General features: G+C 63.3%; 16 protein-coding genes. 8 read left to right on the forward strand and 8 right to left on the reverse strand.

Annotation, left to right across the window (positions count from 1 at the left end; translation table 11 throughout):
• The first annotated feature begins 15 nt into the window (after window positions 1-15).
• Complete coding sequence (locus FHY05_RS20760; protein ID WP_183946341.1) at window positions 16-864, forward strand: dioxygenase; 849 nt, start codon at window positions 16-18, stop codon at window positions 862-864.
• 222 nt (window positions 865-1,086) lie between these two features.
• Here FHY05_RS20760 and FHY05_RS20765 read toward each other — a convergent pair whose 3' ends face one another.
• Entirely contained in the window at window positions 1,087-1,506 is a 420-nt protein-coding gene (locus tag FHY05_RS20765; RefSeq protein WP_183946342.1) for a nuclear transport factor 2 family protein, read from the reverse strand.
• Window positions 1,507-1,552: 46 nt separating this feature from the next.
• Window positions 1,553-2,566: an alcohol dehydrogenase catalytic domain-containing protein gene (locus FHY05_RS20770; RefSeq protein ID WP_183946343.1), complete on the reverse strand. Its 1,014-nt coding sequence runs from the start codon at window positions 2,564-2,566 to the stop codon at window positions 1,553-1,555.
• A 69-nt stretch (window positions 2,567-2,635) separates the two neighbouring features.
• On the opposite strand from FHY05_RS20770, the gene FHY05_RS20775 reads away from it, so the two are divergent.
• Window positions 2,636-3,232, forward strand: a complete 597-nt coding sequence (locus FHY05_RS20775; RefSeq protein ID WP_221191343.1) for a TetR/AcrR family transcriptional regulator — start codon at window positions 2,636-2,638, stop codon at window positions 3,230-3,232.
• Window positions 3,233-3,415: 183 nt separating this feature from the next.
• The gene (locus FHY05_RS20780; RefSeq protein ID WP_183946344.1) at window positions 3,416-4,534 is read left to right on the forward strand and encodes an alpha/beta hydrolase; all 1,119 of its coding nucleotides are present in this window, start codon (window positions 3,416-3,418) and stop codon (window positions 4,532-4,534) included.
• Between the two features lie 390 nt (window positions 4,535-4,924).
• On the opposite strand, the gene FHY05_RS20785 is transcribed toward FHY05_RS20780, so the two are convergent.
• The 3 genes from FHY05_RS20785 to FHY05_RS20795 form a co-directional block, all read right to left on the reverse strand.
• Complete coding sequence (locus tag FHY05_RS20785; RefSeq protein WP_165895571.1) at window positions 4,925-5,062, reverse strand: hypothetical protein; 138 nt, start codon at window positions 5,060-5,062, stop codon at window positions 4,925-4,927.
• Window positions 5,063-5,301: 239 nt separating this feature from the next.
• Window positions 5,302-5,895, reverse strand: a complete 594-nt coding sequence (locus FHY05_RS20790; protein ID WP_183946345.1) for a malonic semialdehyde reductase — start codon at window positions 5,893-5,895, stop codon at window positions 5,302-5,304.
• Window positions 5,896-5,958: 63 nt separating this feature from the next.
• Window positions 5,959-6,612: an NADPH-dependent F420 reductase gene (locus tag FHY05_RS20795; RefSeq protein WP_183946346.1), complete on the reverse strand. Its 654-nt coding sequence runs from the start codon at window positions 6,610-6,612 to the stop codon at window positions 5,959-5,961.
• Window positions 6,613-6,770: 158 nt separating this feature from the next.
• Between FHY05_RS20795 and FHY05_RS20800 the strand changes: the two genes are divergently transcribed.
• Window positions 6,771-7,724, forward strand: a complete 954-nt coding sequence (locus tag FHY05_RS20800) for a LysR family transcriptional regulator (protein ID WP_183946347.1) — start codon at window positions 6,771-6,773, stop codon at window positions 7,722-7,724.
• Here FHY05_RS20800 and FHY05_RS20805 read toward each other — a convergent pair.
• The 3 genes from FHY05_RS20805 to FHY05_RS20815 all read right to left on the reverse strand — a co-directional run bounded on the left by FHY05_RS20805 (window position 7,721) and on the right by FHY05_RS20815 (window position 10,049).
• A complete protein-coding gene (locus FHY05_RS20805) occupies window positions 7,721-8,221 on the reverse strand; it encodes a nuclear transport factor 2 family protein (protein ID WP_221191344.1) in 501 nt (166 codons plus the stop codon). The two genes, FHY05_RS20800 and FHY05_RS20805, sit on opposite strands and share 4 nt — an antisense overlap.
• 58 nt (window positions 8,222-8,279) lie before the next feature.
• Window positions 8,280-9,086 (reverse strand): winged helix-turn-helix domain-containing protein, encoded by an 807-nt coding sequence (locus tag FHY05_RS20810; RefSeq protein ID WP_183946348.1) that lies wholly within the window; start codon window positions 9,084-9,086, stop codon window positions 8,280-8,282.
• A 69-nt stretch (window positions 9,087-9,155) separates the two neighbouring features.
• Window positions 9,156-10,049, reverse strand: a complete 894-nt coding sequence (locus tag FHY05_RS20815; RefSeq protein WP_183946349.1) for a LysR family transcriptional regulator — start codon at window positions 10,047-10,049, stop codon at window positions 9,156-9,158.
• Window positions 10,050-10,153: 104 nt separating this feature from the next.
• Here FHY05_RS20815 and FHY05_RS20820 point away from each other — a divergent pair, with 104 nt between their 5' ends.
• The 4 genes from FHY05_RS20820 to FHY05_RS20835 are packed head-to-tail and all read left to right on the forward strand — an operon-like array spanning window position 10,154 to window position 16,259.
• Window positions 10,154-10,570 (forward strand): ester cyclase, encoded by a 417-nt coding sequence (locus FHY05_RS20820; RefSeq protein ID WP_183946350.1) that lies wholly within the window; start codon window positions 10,154-10,156, stop codon window positions 10,568-10,570.
• Window positions 10,567-11,781 (forward strand): aminotransferase class V-fold PLP-dependent enzyme, encoded by a 1,215-nt coding sequence (locus tag FHY05_RS20825; RefSeq protein WP_183946351.1) that lies wholly within the window; start codon window positions 10,567-10,569, stop codon window positions 11,779-11,781. Before FHY05_RS20820 ends, FHY05_RS20825 begins: the two co-directional genes overlap by 4 nt.
• Entirely contained in the window at window positions 11,781-13,034 is a 1,254-nt protein-coding gene (locus FHY05_RS20830; RefSeq protein ID WP_183946352.1) for an MFS transporter, read from the forward strand. The genes FHY05_RS20825 and FHY05_RS20830 overlap by 1 nt, the downstream gene beginning before the upstream one ends.
• A gap of 54 nt (window positions 13,035-13,088) precedes the next feature.
• Complete coding sequence (locus FHY05_RS20835) at window positions 13,089-16,259, forward strand: S41 family peptidase (protein ID WP_183946353.1); 3,171 nt, start codon at window positions 13,089-13,091, stop codon at window positions 16,257-16,259.

The following is a 16,259-nucleotide window of genomic DNA, read 5'->3' on the forward strand; positions in this document are numbered from 1 at the left end:
ATCAGGCAGATAGCAATGGCATCTCAGCGACTCCCAACCTATTTTCTATCGCACGGGGGCGGTCCTTGGCCCTGGATTAAGGACCTACGCCCGGGTGCGTACGATCAGCTCGAACACTCGCTTCACCATGTTCGCGCGGAGCTTGGCGAGCTGCCCCGCGCGGTGCTGATGGTTTCTGGTCATTGGGAAGCCGACCGGTTCCTGCTGTCCTCTGCAGCCCGGCCGCCGATGGTGTACGACTATTCCGGCTTTCCCGAGCACACCTACCGCATCCGCTACGATGCGCCGGGCGACCCTGCGCTGGCCGAGACTGTCCGCACCATTCTCGACCGTGAAGGCGTGCCAACCGGGCTGGATCCGCAGCGTGGATACGATCATGGCACCTTCAGCCTGATGCACACGCTGTACCCCGAGGCTCAACTGCCGGTGGTGCAACTCGCGCTCAAGGCCGACTTCGTTCCTGCTGAGCATCTGCGGGTAGGCGAGTTGCTGGCGCCGTTCCGCGATCAGGGCGTGCTGATCATCGGCAGCGGTTTCAGCTACCATGACGTGCGCGGGATCATGAGCGGCAGAGGCAAGCTCGCGTCAGCGACGTTCGATACCTGGCTCGAGGAGACGATGATCCACTCGGCGCCTGAAGAACGCACAAGAAGGCTGATCGATTGGTCAAGCGCTCCGGCCGCTCGTGCCGCGCATCCCCGTGAGGACCACCTCATTCCACTGATGGTCGCCGTTGGTGCCGCAGGCCGGGATGCGGGTTCGCGTGTCTATTACGAGCAGGCCTTCATGGGTGCGATTACCGCATCAAGCTATCGGTTCGGTGACCCGGTGGTGCCTGCGGCAGCGCATGAGGTGATTACGTGACCTGATCGTCTGGCGCCCGCATGGCTACCGCGCGGCCTGCCGGTCAGCGCTGCGAGTGTCCCACTTGGCGCCTGAATGTACGGCTGGTTCCGGGAACACGCAAATTCGGCCCGAATGACCACTTCTGGGTCCTCGGGAAGAGTGGGCAGGGGGACCGACCGCCCAAACTCCGACATTCCGCCCGACGATCCGCGCTCGCGCAGCTGCTGGGGTTTGCGAGTGTCACCGACTTACTATGCTGCTCAGCCACGCAGGAAACTCATTATAGCAGTGGAAGGAGCTCACCTTCCCGTCGCGAAGGTGGAAGACATCGCAGCATGGGATGTCGAATCTCTCGCCGCTCGGAGGCACTACGCCGTTGGGCGTCATGAGATCGCCCTGGTGAGTGCCCTGGAGGCGAAGTTCGACGATCACGACGTCCCCGGCCGAGTAGAAGGACAGCAGCTCGCGGTGCATATCGGGAAAGGCGCTTGCAGTGCCCTGAATGGGCTGACGAACCTCATCGCCGGTCCACCGCATACCGGAGGCCTGATCGAGGAAGTAGCCATCATCATGAAACAGAGAGGCGAACCGGTCTGGGTCGAGAGAGGCGCCTTCGGCCGCGGCATAGACCTCCCGGATGATCTGCTCGTTCGTGGTCATGTCCGAAGTTTCCTGTTTCGAGTTGCGGTCTGTGACGCCGCGTGGATTAGGGGCGAAGGAAGACGAAGCCGGCGCGTCCAGGGGCCTCGACGGCTCGCACCGCGTCCCGGAAATGGTCAAGGTCGAAAACAGAGCCGGTCCTGAACAGACTGGGAAGAGCGCGCGCGACCGCAAAGGCGGAACGGACATCCTCTACCTGTTCATCGGGTGACACCTCGGTGAACCACCGCGAAAAGACGACGCCTCGGACAACAAGCTGCTGCCCGATGAGCTGTGGGGCGCCAATATCGATCGATACGCCGCCCAACGCGCCGTAGGTGACAATCACCGCATCGTCGGCGAGCAGTTGCGCTACCTGGGCGAGCAACGGCCCGGACACGCAGTCCAACACTCCGATGATCTTCTTGTTCGATGCCATTAAACGGACTTGATCCTGCCAGTCGAGTCCGCTGGTCGCGACGACCGGAACGCCATTGAGTTCGGACGCGACCCGTTCCGCGCTGGCCGGCGCGCGGGCAAGACCGATCGCAACAACTCCCTCCTGCCGCAGCATATGCAACAGCAGCCGTGCCACAACGGAGCCGGCGCCGGTGACGAGCACTGCGCCGTCACGGAGCACCTCGTCTGACACTGACTTGCGCAGGCCGCGTACAATCATGCGTGCGGTGATAAAATTGATGAGGAGCTGGCCTGCGACCTCGTCCTTGATGTCGGCTGGGACGGGGACGACGGCGAAGGCCGGGACAGCGATGCTTTCTGCCCAAGAGCCAGCGGTCGGGAATGCGATCACGCGGTCGCCGACCGAGAGGTTGGCGTGACCAGAGATATCGGATCCAAGCGCCCGCACGATACCCACCGCCTCTGATCCTCGCCGCACATAGCGCGTGTCTTCTGGGATGAACGGCTGAGAGCGGATTAATTGCAGGTCACCGTGGTGCACGGGGGCTAGCGTGACATCGATCAGAATCTCGCCAGCGCGGGGTTCTGCGGACTCTGCGATATCGATCACCCTTAGAACATCGGCTGCCTCGCCGAGCGCGTCCTGCACGATCGCCTTCATGGGTCGCTCCTTGCCCCTTGCCTCAACTGGTCCAAGCACCCTATTGATGATGCCTGTCATCGCTGAATGATGATGGACATCATCGATGTCAAGCCATGGAGTGGCGTTGTGCGAGTGACAAAGGAGGTGGCGGAGGAAAACCGGCGTAAAATCCTTGAGACGGCCACCACGCTGTTTAAGACGCGGGGGATCGAGAACGTCTCCGTCGCGGACCTGATGAAGGCCGCCGGCTTCACGCACGGAGGCTTTTACAATCACTTCGCCTCTAAGGCCGATCTGGCGGCCGAGACGGTACGGTACGCGTTCGAGCAAGCGCTTAACGCACTCAGAGGCGCAAGCGAGACGGGCGATGAGCCGACCGCTATGACCGAGCGCCTGTCCTTCTATTTGTCGCCCGAGCACCGCGATGATCCGGCAGGCGGTTGCCCCACCGGCAGTTTGCCGGTCGATGTCGGGCGTCAATCCGTCGACGCACAGAAGGCGTTCGCAGGAGGGATTGAAGGCTATATCGAGATGATCGCCGGCACGGACCAGGGTGGCACACAAAGTCGAGGGGCGGCAATCACCACATTAGCGACGCTAGTAGGCGCGATCGTTTTGTCGCGTGCGGTACGCGAGGGCGACCCGCGCCTATCGGATGAGATTTTGCAAGCCGTGCGTGGCTAAGGGCACAATCTCAAGTTATCTCCTTCCGACGCTAACCGGCGGCTCGCGCTCTTTGCCGACCTTCGCTGCGGGCAAATCTTATACGCAGCTGGTCGGCATTCCTGCAGGATGATCAGAATGCGGAACGGACACGACAAACTGACGAACTCAGCTCGGTGGTCGGCGAAGGGTGGCGGACGGCGAATGAAGCTGGCGACCTACATTCTTGCGGCTGGCGTGATCCCGGTCGGCATGTGCGCAGCTCCCGGCGCGATGGCAGGAGCGCAGGATGCACCTCCGGGCTCGTCGGGAAAGAGCCCAACGTCGAACGGCGGTGATCGGCAACCTAGCCAAGGCAAGGACGAAACGACTGCTTCGATCAAGCCGGCGCCCGGTCTGTTCGGCCCGTCGGTGTATGCGAGCTCAGCGGCGTCGAAGCCGCCTTTAATTCCAAAGGGCACGCCGCCGGCCACGAGCGACATGATGGTGCTTCGTCAGTTCTGGGACGCCTACAACGGCCGCCTCGCAGGCCGAATGAAGCAGGTCTATCCGGTGAAGATCCGTCGCGACACCATCGGCGGCATACCGGTCGAGATTGTCACGCCGGCAGGCGGCGTAAAGCCCCAGCATCGCGGTCGCGTGCTCGTTAATCTGCACGGCGGCGGGTTCATGTGGGGTGCAGGAGCCGGGGGCGAAGTCGAGGCCATCCCGATCGCAGCGGTCGGTGGCTTCGAGGTTGTCACCGTCGATTATAGGATGGCGCCCGAGGCACATTTCCCGGCAGCCAGCGAGGATGTGGCGGCGGTGTACCGTGCCCTCCTGAAGCGCTACCAGGCAAAGTCGATCGGCATCTACGGCTGTTCGGCCGGGGGCATCCTGACCGCACAGTCAGTGGCCTACATTATCCAGAAGCAACTGCCGGTCCCCGGCGCGATCGGTACCTTCTGCGGTTCGGCCGCGGAGATAGGCGGCGATACCGTCAAGCTCGCTCCCACCACAACGGGGGAGAGCTTCGCTGAGGATTTTGAGATGAATCTGCCATACTTCAAGGACGCTCGTCGGGACGATCCGACGCTGTTCGCCGTCAAGTCGCCCGAGCTGCTGAAGAGATTCCCGCCGACGCTCCTGATCGCCGGCTCTCGCGATTTCACGCTCAGTTCGCTGTTCCAGACGCAACGGGAGCTCACGCGCGTGGGTGTCGTAGCTGAACTACACGCCTGGGACGGCCTGGCCCACGCCTTCTTCATGGATCCCGACCTCCCGGAATCGAAGGAGACGTACAAGGTTGTGAGCGATTTCTTCACCCGCTACCTGCGTCCGTGAGTTCCTGCGGCGACCACCTTGCGGGGTTTGAGGTGCAGAAATTGTCGTCAGGCCGGCTCCTTGACCAAACTTCCTCCATAGTTTTGCTGAGTTCAACAGCGGACCGGCTGCTTTTTCCCAACTCGGATACGAGCGTAAGGCCGGGGGTGGGCAGGCCGCCGGTGATCATTCCGCTAGAGGTATAGCCAACCGGCACTCTTCCTATCGCCTGTTTGCGCCCAAAATCTGACCAGGCCAACGGCTTCGCGGCACATCACGCGTGTCGGCCGAGGAGATGAATGGGCGTCCGAAGTTGGGAGCCGGGCATTGCGCCGGGAGTGACCGCTATTGGGTCGACGTACTGCGACCTGTTCTAGTCGGGTGGGGGCCGATACCGACCGACCCGATCGATCACTTCTTCTTTTTGTCGGGGCGCTGAGACAGTGCGGATCCAGCTGCCGTCTTCGAGTCCTTGCCGGTTCGACCGTCCTTCAGGACCTTCGAGGCTGCCTTGCCGGCTTTTTCGCTCGTGTGCTCGTTCTTCGCCATCTTTCGGCTCCAAGCAGGCACCATCTTGTGGTGCAAAGGACAAAACCGTCTATTAGTTGATTAGTTCCCGACCTGTTCCGGCGGGGTTACGGTCTTGGATGGCGACATGAACGACCGTCGACATATGGTAAGCGTTGTCGGTGCCCTGAACGTCGGAAAATGGGTCCTCGACGCGAGAGGGCAGGCGCCGCAAGCATATAGGTATCTGCCGGCGCCGGGTGCCGGGAGCGACTTCTAGCTTAAGCGAAGCGGCCTGCCTCTTCGAAAGCCAGTCGGGGCATGCGCGGGAAGAGGGACGCGTCGTCCCCATATCCCAGGCTGCAGATGAAGTTGGATTTTATCCTGGTGCCCTCGAAGAATGCTACGTCCACGCCGTGGTTATCGAAGCCCGACATCGGTCCGCAGTCCAAGCCGAGCGCCCGAGCCGCGATGATGAGGTATGCCCCCTGTAAGGTTCCGTTGCGGGCCGCGGTCGCTTCGGCGACGGGTGCCGGGGCAAGTGCGGCACGGATCGCGTCGGTGTTGATCGGCATCAGCTTGGACAAGTTGTTAGAAAACGCAAGGTCGTTCCCGACGATTACTGTTACCGGAGCTGCGAGGATTTTCGCTCTGTTTCTCTCCATGGCGAGAGCGGCGAGTTGCTCCTTGCCTTCTTCGCTGCGAACCCAGACGAAGCGAGCGGGGCTGCTGTTTGCGGATGTCGGCCCCCATTTCAGCAGATCATAGAGGTCGCGCAGCGTCTTTTCCTCCACCGTCCTATCGCTCCATCCGTAGTAGGTGCGCGCAGTGCGGAAGATCTGGTCCAGTGATGCGTCAGGCAGAATTGTCTTCATCGAGCACCTTTACGCGGGTAGGGGAAAAACGAACATCTCTGAGAAAGGCGAACGGCCCCTTCTTCAGCTGAACTTCACCAGGTCTTGGAAGATGAGCTGTGCCCAGCTGCTTCCCCGAGCCTGCACCAGGGCGCCTCCCTCAGCGAGCTTGCCAAGATAGATAGGCGCAAAGCCAAGCTTCTCGGCAATCTTGGACACCTCGGAGGCCGGATCTTTCGCATCGCTGGCGATGAAGATCACGCGTCGACCGCCATTGACGTTGGGATCCTGCGCCAGGGTTGAGGCGGGCAGGTGGTTGAAGCCCTTCACGAGCTGCGCGCCTGCGAAGGCCTCCTCGATCGCTGCCGAGGACGGCCGGCCGCCTAGATCGGCTGGGTCGACGCCATAGGCATTGGTCGCGTCGACGATAATCTTGCCGGTCCAATTCGGCTTCTTACCGGCTACGTCGCGGTGCGACTTGAACGGAACTGCGAGGAAAATGACGTCGGCTTCCAGTGCTTCGGCCAGGTCGATCGGCTTGACAGCTGCCCCTAGCGTAGCGGCCGTTGACGCGAGTTGCTGCGGCGGCCGGGTGGTCGCTACGGCGACCTCGATACCGCTTCGTGCGAAGGCCTTCGCGATGGCCTGGCCAATCTTCCCAAACCCGACGATTGAATATGTCACCTTGCTGATTTCCTTTGTGCAGCTGGTACGGCGACCGAAAAGGGCCTGCGGCATTTTCGTCCGGTTGCCGAGCTGGTCCGGAGGTAGGGACGTGCCGGCCAGCCGATCAGTACCGAATTGAGCACATCGCTGGTGCAATTCTGCACCAATGGTTTATCTCCAAGGTTCCGCCGCTACGGTGGAGCTCCTGAGTGGATCGATGCGGTGCGTGAATGAACACCTTCGACTGGGACGATGTACGCTATTTCCTCGCTGTGGCGCGTACAGGCTCGCTGCGCGGAGCGTCCGAGCAGCTGCACGTCACCCATACGACAGTCCTGCGGCGTATCGGTCAGCTTGAAGGCCGCCTGGGCGCTCGATTGTTCGAGAAGCTGCCGTCCGGCTATCGGCTTACGGGGGTTGGCGAGGAGGTCCAAGAGCTGGCGGAGCAGATCGAGGCGTCCACAAGACTGCTTGAAACGCGTGTTTTCGGCCGAGACCAGGGGATCGGCGGGCTGCTGCGGGTTGCCATGGCACCGACCCTAGCGACACATCTTCTCATGCCGGATCTGGCGGAGTTCGGACGCGCTCATCCCGAAATCGAGATCGAGATCTTATCGTCCGAAGCCACCGTCAACCTCACGAATAGGGAGGCGGATGTCGCTCTTCGTGTCGTTAGAGACCGGAATGCGCTCCCGCTGAATCTGCACGGTTTGCAGGGGCCGGTGATCAAGAGCGCCGTCTATGCGGCGCGGGACCTGTACGAAAAATGGCTTGCCGATCGCAGCCGTCCCGTTCGCTGGGTGATCAAGGGCCTCGCTCCCATTCCGGAATGGGCTCGCGAACATGATGTGGTCGAAGCGCCAGTTCCCTTCCGGGCGCCCGAAGCTGGCGCGCACTTCGCAGCCGTCTGCCAGGGTTTGGGCCTTGGTGTCCTGCCCTGTTTCGTTGGCGATCATAGCGCTGGGCTGGTGAGAGTGCCGGGCTCCCGCGTCGGGCCCCACGGCACGCTCTGGTTGCTGACGCATGGTGAGACGCGCCGCACTAAACGGGTACGCCTATTTCTGGACTTCATCAGAACTCGTTTGACGCATCATGCTCAACGGCTTGCCGGCGAAGTCCAGGAGCAGGATTCAGCGCCAAGTTCACGCGTGGCTGTTGCCGCCGAGTACTTGTGGCCGAGCTAGATCGCCGGCGGAGTGGATGAAAACACGATCGATACGATCCGCCATCCATCATCGCCCTTGATGAGCTGCCAACTTTCCGCACCGCGGTTCTGCACCTTCCCGTCGATGAGGAACTCGAACTTGAATGTGACGGTAGCGACAGCGCCATCGCTCGCGATGCGCAAATCGGTGTGACGCGGGTCAAACGCCGAGTTGGAGGTCGCGACTAGCTTGGCAAAGGCTTTCAGTGACCCTGGCCGGATCTTCGTTGTTGCAGGTGATTTGGCTCGCGCGCGGGCAAGACCCTCTTCCGATAGAACGCTGAACCACGCGCTGCCAGTGGGCACGAAGAGTGCGGTGAGTCGCGCCCCATCGTGCGAGACGACTGCCGCATGGTAGGCGGCTATGAGATGGGGAACATCGACCGTGTCTTCGGCGGTCGACGCGATGGCTGGTTGAGCCAGCAGAATGAGCGAAGCGGCGATCGCCGAACCGATTGCCCGTAAACGAATGAGCATTGTGACCCCTCAAGCTGTAGGTGAGGAGTGGGGTGCGTCCCGCCGCCCGGGGCACCAACTAAAGAAACGATAAAGAGGTGCTTCGGGATCGGCTCTCGCGCTCCAGCGGGACCTCGAGCGTGGCGAGCCGTTGGGTGGTGTTGCGAGCGAGTGCTTCGATGGGACCTGCGGCAAAGCCTGACCAGACCGCTTTGCCGGTGTCGACCTCGATGGCCGTGATCGCCAGCTCCGGCGCACCGTTCCAGAGGATCAAGCGCGATCTGAGGGCGATACGCCGGCGCGCGGTGGCCGGACCTGTGGGTTTCCCGGGCGTGACGGGCGAGCCGATCCGAATGGCGCCGTCGACGACCACCGGGGTGAGAGCGCGCGAGACGGCGTCGAGATCGCGGCGGCCGGTGTCGTTCACCACAGGCTCGGCGAAGACCTCGACCGGCGTCGTGGCGCGGAGATGCGCGACCCCTGCAAGAGCGACGAAGCACAGCCCTGCCGCCGCTGCGCCGGCGAGCATCGAGTGGCGCACGCGTCGAGGGAGGGCAGAGGGGACCGATGCCGGTTCAGGCGGCATCGCCAGCCGGTAACCCCGCTTGTTGACGGTCAGGATATGGGCGGGCGCGCTGGGGTCGTCCTCTATCGCGCGTCTCAGGTCGCTGATGACCACGGCGACACTGTTGGGGCTGACCGATCGGCCGCCCCAGACGCTTGCGATTAGATCCTGCTTGCTGACGACGTCGCCTCGCCGGGAGCAAAGGAGTTCAAGCGTGCGGGCGGCGCGCTCTTCCAGCCTGCGCTCTTCGTTCCCGGCGCGCAGAAGCGGGCTTGATGGGTCGAAATGCCACCTTCCGATCAAGAACTGTTGAGCCGTCATAGCTCCAACAGTGGGCCGCGGCTCGGCCATCGGCAAGCTGTTTGCGACGGTGTACCAACGTCGGCAGAGCTACGACGCTTCGCTTTCTGAAGCGCGCTTCGACGGGTTCATCGCGGCAAGCTCGCGCCGCACTTCCTGCGCGAGCATCTGCGTGGCAGCAGATGCCGGAAATCTCGACGGCAGACCGAGCTGAATCGTGAACTGGGGCAAGCTTGGCAAATTACCAGCAGGGATCACCTCCAATCCCTCCGGCACCATCGACTCTAGCCAGACGCCCACGGCGAGGTCAGCGCGGACGGCGGCCAGCGTCGCTTCGGTTCCCTCACCGTCCAGGACCGGATTGGACGGTTGCCCGACGTCGTGAAGCGCCTTGGCGATGACAGCGCGGAAGGCGCATCCCGGGGCAGTCAGGGAGACCGGGAGGGGTGTTCGGCGTTGGGCGTTCCCGCCACGTGCGCCGATCCAGACAAGTCTCTCCCTGCGCAGTTGTTCGTGCCCCGGCAGCGGGTCGAGTTGCTCGCTGAGCACAAGGTCGATGTGACCGGTTTCGAGCGCGCTCATGAGTTCGGGGGAGGGGGACGAGAGCACGGACAGCTCGACATCGGGGAAGGCCGACGAAAACCGTTTCAGGGCCGGCTGGACAACGGTGCCGATCAGGTCGTCGGGCGCGCCGAGGCGGACGCGGCCAGTCACCTCACGACCTGTCATTTCGACCCACAAGGCGTCGTTCATCGCCACGATGGTCCGGGCGCGTTCGAGCAATCTCGCGCCGGCCGGGGTCGTCCTCGATCCATTATGATCGCGAATGAGCAGCTGGGCCTGGAGGAGTCGCTCGAGCCGGAGCAGCTGCTGGCTGACCGCGCTTTGCGTGAGGCGGAGCGCGGCTGCGGCCGCCGTCAGACTTCCGTGGTCCACCGTGCAAACGAAAGCGCGCAGCAGCGCGACGTCGATGTTCCTGATCATTGGGGCATTATGGTTGCTGATGGCCGATCCCACAAACCTTCGTTTGCGTAGGGACGCCGATCGCAGGACTCCTGGCGAAAAGCTGTGCGGCCAAGAGGTAAGAGATGGGCCAGATTGTCCAAAGCGAGATGCTCGCACGGGAATTCTTCCGGCGTGTCTGGGCACCGCCTCACGACCTGGCAGCGATCGACGAACTGATGGCGCCCGACTACCGCATCACCACGGCAGGGTCGGTGGTTGAGGGCAGGGACGCCTTCAAGGCGTGGGTCGCGGCCATGCAGACGCTGATCACCGATGCTACCAACGAGCATCTCGAGATCATCACCAACGAGTCGGGGGACCGTGTCGTGTCCCGCTGGGTCACACGCGGCCGCAACAACGGCATGTTCAGCCTGCCCGCGGATCAACGGCCGATCGCGTTTACCGGCATTGCCATCTGGCGCGTCGAAGGCGACCGCTTGGCAGAGTGCTGGGTCGAGCGGAGCGCGTTCGAGCTATACAATCAGCTCAGTGCCGGATGACGGGCGCACTCACGCAAACCGACGACCAGCAGCGCGCCGGCAAGCCGCGTTCGAAAAGCTCGACCAAGTCGGAGCGAGTTTACCTGAACAACGCGGCAGCGGCGCTGATGTCGGCAGAGACGGTCACCGCCATCCAGTCTCACCTGCAGCTTGGGAGGACGGAAGGGTCATATCGCGCCGATCAGCGCGCGGAGCCCGAGCTTCGGCGCGGCTATCAGGTAGCGGCCGAGTTGCTCGGCTGCTCAGCTGGCGAGGTCGCCTTTACCGAAAGCAGCTCACGGGGATGGCAAGCCATTCTCAGCGCGATGGTCTTCGCGCCCGATGACGTGATCCTGACCGGCGAGACCGAGTGGGGAGGCAATTGTACGGTCCTTGTGCTCGCTGCCGAGCGGGCGGGGGCGTCGATCAGGGTCGTACCCAGTCTAGACGACGGCACGGTCGACGTCGGCGTACTGGCCGCAGCGATCGACGTTCGCGTGCGCCTGATCGCCTTGACCTGGGTGCCGTCGGGCGTTGGAATCGTCAATCCGGTGGCCGCCGTCGGTGCCCTTGCACGTGCGGCAGGCGTGCCGTTCCTGCTTGACGCCGCTCAGGCTGTCGACCAGCTGCCGACAGATGTGGAGGCGATTGGGTGCGACGCGTTGGCCGCGCCCGGTCGCAAGTGGCTGCGAGGACCACGCGGCACCGGACTCCTGTACGTGAGGGCGGCGTTCGCCGATAGGCTCTTGCCGTCGACGTCCGATTATCTGTCCGTCACAGAAACGCCTGAAGGGCGAAACTGGCGGGAAGGCGCGCGCAAGTTCGAGACGGCGGAGCGAGCCACAGCACTGCGGCTCGGCTTCATAACCGCCATTGAGCAGCAGCTCTCCTGCGGGATCGAGAAAATTCAGGAAACGATCGGCGAGTTGGCTGAGTATGGGCGCCTGCAATTGGCGCGCTTGCCGGGGCTTAAGCTGCTCGAGAGTGGCGACCCGCAGTCCGGCATCCTCACGCTTGTGGCCGACAAGGTTCCAGCGACCGAGCTGGATCGTAAGCTCGCTCGCGATGGAGTCGATGTGGCGGCGATCGGCCGAGCCTTCACGCCCATCGCCTTTGCCAAGGCTGGCTTGAACGACGTGCTCCGCGTGTCCCCGCATGCATACAATACTCGCGCTGACATCGATCGTCTGGTTGCCGTTCTCGGCCGCGAGCTGGCCACTGGTGTCGCGTGATGGCTCCCGACAGTCAGGATCAGTCCGGCGGTGCCGGCGACGCGTCGCGGGTCGAACACGACCGCAATTTGGTCGCGCTCGTCTCCGCGACCGGTCTCGCAAACCTTGCAGACGGGATCATCCGCATCGAGCTGCCGCTCATTGCCGCCAAGATGACCAGCGATCCGATCGCGCTCGGCGCCTTAATAGCGTGTTTCAGCGCACCTTGGCTCCTCACCTCGTTCCATATCGGAGTCCTCGTTGACCGGCTCGATCAACGGCTGCTGCTCGCGGGCGCGCACGTTGCGCGGTTTGCTTCGGCGACCGTGCTGTTGGTGGTATTTGCGGCCGGCGCGGGAAACCTGCTCATCCTCTACCCGGTCGCCCTGGCCCTCGGTATTGCCGAGGTCGTTGCGATGACCTGCGAAACGGCTATCGTGCCGATGGCGGTCTCGCCAGCGCGGCTTTCGGGAGCAAACTCCTGGATCACAGCCCTCGAGACGCTTGGCAGCGAGAGCATAGGGCCGGCGCTTGGAGGTCTACTTTTCGCGATAGGTGCTGGGCCGATGCTGCTCGTCCCAACGCTCGGCTTTCTAGTTGCCGGTGGGGCTACGACCCTTCTGCGCGGAACCTACCGTGCCCAGGAGACCGCAGCGCCGGGAAGCATGGGGTCAGAAGGTGCTGCCGGCTTGCGCTTTCTGCTCGGGCGCAAAGACCTGACCTATATGACCCTAATCGTCGGCGCAATCGGCGCGGGCTGGAGTGCTTGGCGAACTCTGTTTGTGCTGTTCGCCGTCAGCCCCGGACCCATGCATCTCTCTTCAGGGGGCTATGGTTTGCTGGCGGGGATGCTTGGCGTTGGAGGCCTGGTGGGAGCGATCCTGACGGGACCGGTGACTAAATTGTTGGGGCGTCGCTTGGCAATGTTCACAGCGGTGATTGGCATGACGGCCATGCTTGGCTCACCCACGGCGACGAGCGATACGATGATTGTTGGGGCAACAATCTTCCTGGCCGGTTTTGGCTCATCACTATGGAGTGTAAACTCCCGGTCGATCGTACAGGAAACCGTGCCGGCAAACATGATTGGCCGGTTCTACTCGATCTACCGGATGATCAGCTGGAGTTTCCTGCCGGTCGGTGGAATGGCCTCCGGCATCGCCGCTCGCTCGGTCGGACTGCACTACGCCTTTGTCATCGTGGCGTTCCTTTCCGCCCTGCAGATCCTGCCGTTCGCTCTCAAGTTCCGCCCCAGCAGCCCGGTTCGTGCCTGACAGTGCGGTTCCCTGCTCTTATCCACGCTCACTCGCTTATTCTGGATGCTTACCATGCCCCGTCTCCGCGCCATCGCCGTCCTCCTTGCGGCCGTGACGTTCATGTGTGCCGCCGTTGCATCGGCGGCATCGCCGCCGGCCGTCCTGATGCGCTTCGCCAATGTCGGCACCGACCGAATCGCTTTCGTCGCCTATGGTGACCTGTGGACCGTCCCACTGACCGGCGGCATGGCCACTCGTCTCACGAGCGATGCTGGGCAAGTCCTCGTGCCCCACTTTTCACCGGATGGGCGCTCGATCGCGTTTACCTGGCGGCGCGAGGGCGGGTCAGATGTGTACGTGATCCCGGCGGGTGGCGGCACGCCGAAGCGCCTGACGCACGGCCCGACCCTCGACACCTATGACAATGTCGTCACCGGCTGGACGCCCGACGGTAAGAATATACTTTTCGTGTCGGTTCGCGCAGCGGCGCTCTACCATCAATACGAGACCTTTTCCGTGCCAGTCTCGGGCGGCCTGGCTACATCGCTTCGGCTCGGCCATTCGGGCACGTCCAGCCTGTCCCCTGACGGCCGGACGCTCGCGTTTAACCGGAGCTTCCGTAATCTCGGCGGCGACAGGTGGAAGGTATATCGAGGCGGTCAGGCGCCCGACATCTGGACGATGGACCTCTCCAGCCGCACGCTCGAGCGCGTCACGACATGGGCCGGCATCGACACGGCCCCTATGTGGGTGGGGCGTCAAATCTTCTTTCTGTCGGATCGCGGTCCTGAGCGCCGGGCTAACATCTGGTGCGTCGACTTGGACACTCGGGCAACGCGCCAGCTGACGCACTTCAACGACTTCGATATCGACATGCCGTCTGTCGGGCCCGGAGGTATCGCCTTCCAGCAGGGCGGGAGCCTGTACCATCTCGACACCGCGACCGGCTCATCGCGGAAAGTGCGGGTCGAGGTGCGCGATGAGGGTCGCATGGCAAGACGGGACGTTTCGCTCTCGCGCTTCGCCAGCCGATCCGAGTTTACGGCCGCGGGGGCCTCGTCCGCCATCCTGGCCGCTCGCGGCGATCTTATCCTGGCCGATCGCAAGGGTGTGGTGCGCAACCTCACCGGGACGTCGACAACTGTTGAAACGCGGCCGTCGATCTCGCCTGACGGCGGAACCCTGGCCCTCATCACGGATCGAGGAGGCAACCAGCAGGTCGCCGTCATGCCCGTCGCAGGTGGTCCGGCGCGTAGCCTGACACGCTTCACGTCGGGCTATCTCTATACTCCGCGCTGGTCCGCAAACGGCACACTGCTTGTGGTCGCGGACGCGCAGCATGGGCTGTGGCTGGTCGATGCCGCACGTGGCGGGGCACAACGGGTCGCCACCGATCCCTTCGCGGAAATCCGGGACGCTCGGCTGTCGGCTGACGCCAAGTGGCTCGCCTATAGCAAGCTCGGGGCGAACCAGCTGCGCGCCATCCACTTACACGAGGTCGCAACGGGGCGAGACGTCTCCATCAGCGCAGCGCTCGAGGACGATCACGATCCGGTGTTCTCGGCCGATGGCCGCCGGCTCTACTTCGTATCGCGCCGGCATGAACGGCCCTTCGTGTCGGACCGCGACCGAGAGGGAACTGTCGCCTCGCTCAAATCGGACGGGTTGTACTCGGTGGCGCTCCCAATCGCAGTGCCGAGCGGGGAGGGTGGGAGCGCTGCCGAGAGTTGGTCGAACCTCACGGCGGCCGCCGTCGAGGTGGGTGCTGCGTCTCCGGGTGGCTTTACCGATCTCGAGGTGGTCGGTGACGCCCTGTTCTATCGCGCGACCGCGGCTGGAGGGCTGTCCGGCGATCTTCCCGGCGAAGTGACGACGCTCCGCAGGCTGGACCTCAAGACCGCAGCCGATCGGGTGGTGGCGGATGATGTCGATGGATTCGCGCTCGCGCCCGGCGGAGGGACGGCGATCGCCAGGAGGCAAGGTGGATGGGGCCTCGTACAGCTCAACGGCAATATGCCACCGGAACGGCTGGACCTTTCCAAGGCGACGGTCAGCGTCGACCCTCGCGCGGAGACGCGGGTGATGTTCGAGCAGGCTTGGAGGCTCTACCGCGACTTGTTCTGGGATCCGAAGATGAACGGCGTTGATTGGCGCGCCATTCATCGGACCTATGCCGGCTTAGTATCGCTGGTGGGGTCGCACGAGGACCTCATCTATTTGCTCGGCGAGATGCAGGGTGAGCTCTCGACGAGCCACATGTTCGTGGGTGGAGGTGATCGCGGCGATCCGCGCACCTCCATCGATACGGCGCTGCTCGGTGTCGACTTCGCTCCTGACGCGGCGAGCGGCCGTTTCTCATTCGCCCGCATCTATCGTGGTGATCCCAGCCGGGCGCGCTTCCGCGCGCCGCTCGGAGACGCGTCCCTCGATGTGCGGGAAGGCGACCTGCTGCTCGCGATCGGGGGTCAGCAGGTGAGGTTAGGTGATGATCCTTTCGCATTCCTCTTGGGTAAGAGCGGCAAGGTTGCCCTGACGCTAGCTCGGGGGCCGGGCGGCTCACCTCGCACGGTCGAAGTCGATACGATCGAGGATGAAAGTGAGATCAGGAAGCTTGACTGGATCGAGCGAAATCGAGCGTCCGTCGACCGCCTTTCTGGCGGCGCGATCGGCTACCTGTACCTGTCGGACTTCAACGGGACCGGCGCAGAGGATCTGCTCCGTCAGTTCTACGCTCAAACGGACAAGCAAGGGCTAGTGATCGACCTTCGCGGCAACACTGGTGGCTTCACGAGCCAGTGGGTGCTCGACCTGCTGCGTCGTCCGCTCGCTGGCGGGTTCGTCAACAGGAACGGCGCTTCGACCACGCTTCCGGGCGCCGTGGCGCCGCGCGCGCTGACCGTGATCACCGACGAGTTCTCGATGTCGGATGGAGATCAGTTCCCGTACTTCTTCCGGAAGTTGAGGATGGGCCCGGTGGTCGGAAGGAGAACCTGGGGCGGCGTTCGGGGTGTTAAAGGGCCATGGTCGCTTTCTGACGGCACCTTCGTGACGGTGCCTAAGGACGCGCTACGCGACGCTGAAGGCCAGCTGATCATCGAGAACGAGGGCAGCAGCCCCGATCTCGACGTCGATGTGACCCCACATGATCTCGCATCGGGAAACGAGCCGCAACTCGAAGCTGCAGTCCGTGCAGTGCTGGGCGGGAGAAGCGGTATTGACGGACAATCGCCGCCTAAGCCGTAG

Origin of the sequence: Sphingomonas sp. BK580 (genome assembly GCF_014194975.1) — a bacterium.
In the GTDB taxonomy this organism is placed as follows: domain Bacteria; phylum Pseudomonadota; class Alphaproteobacteria; order Sphingomonadales; family Sphingomonadaceae; genus Sphingomonas.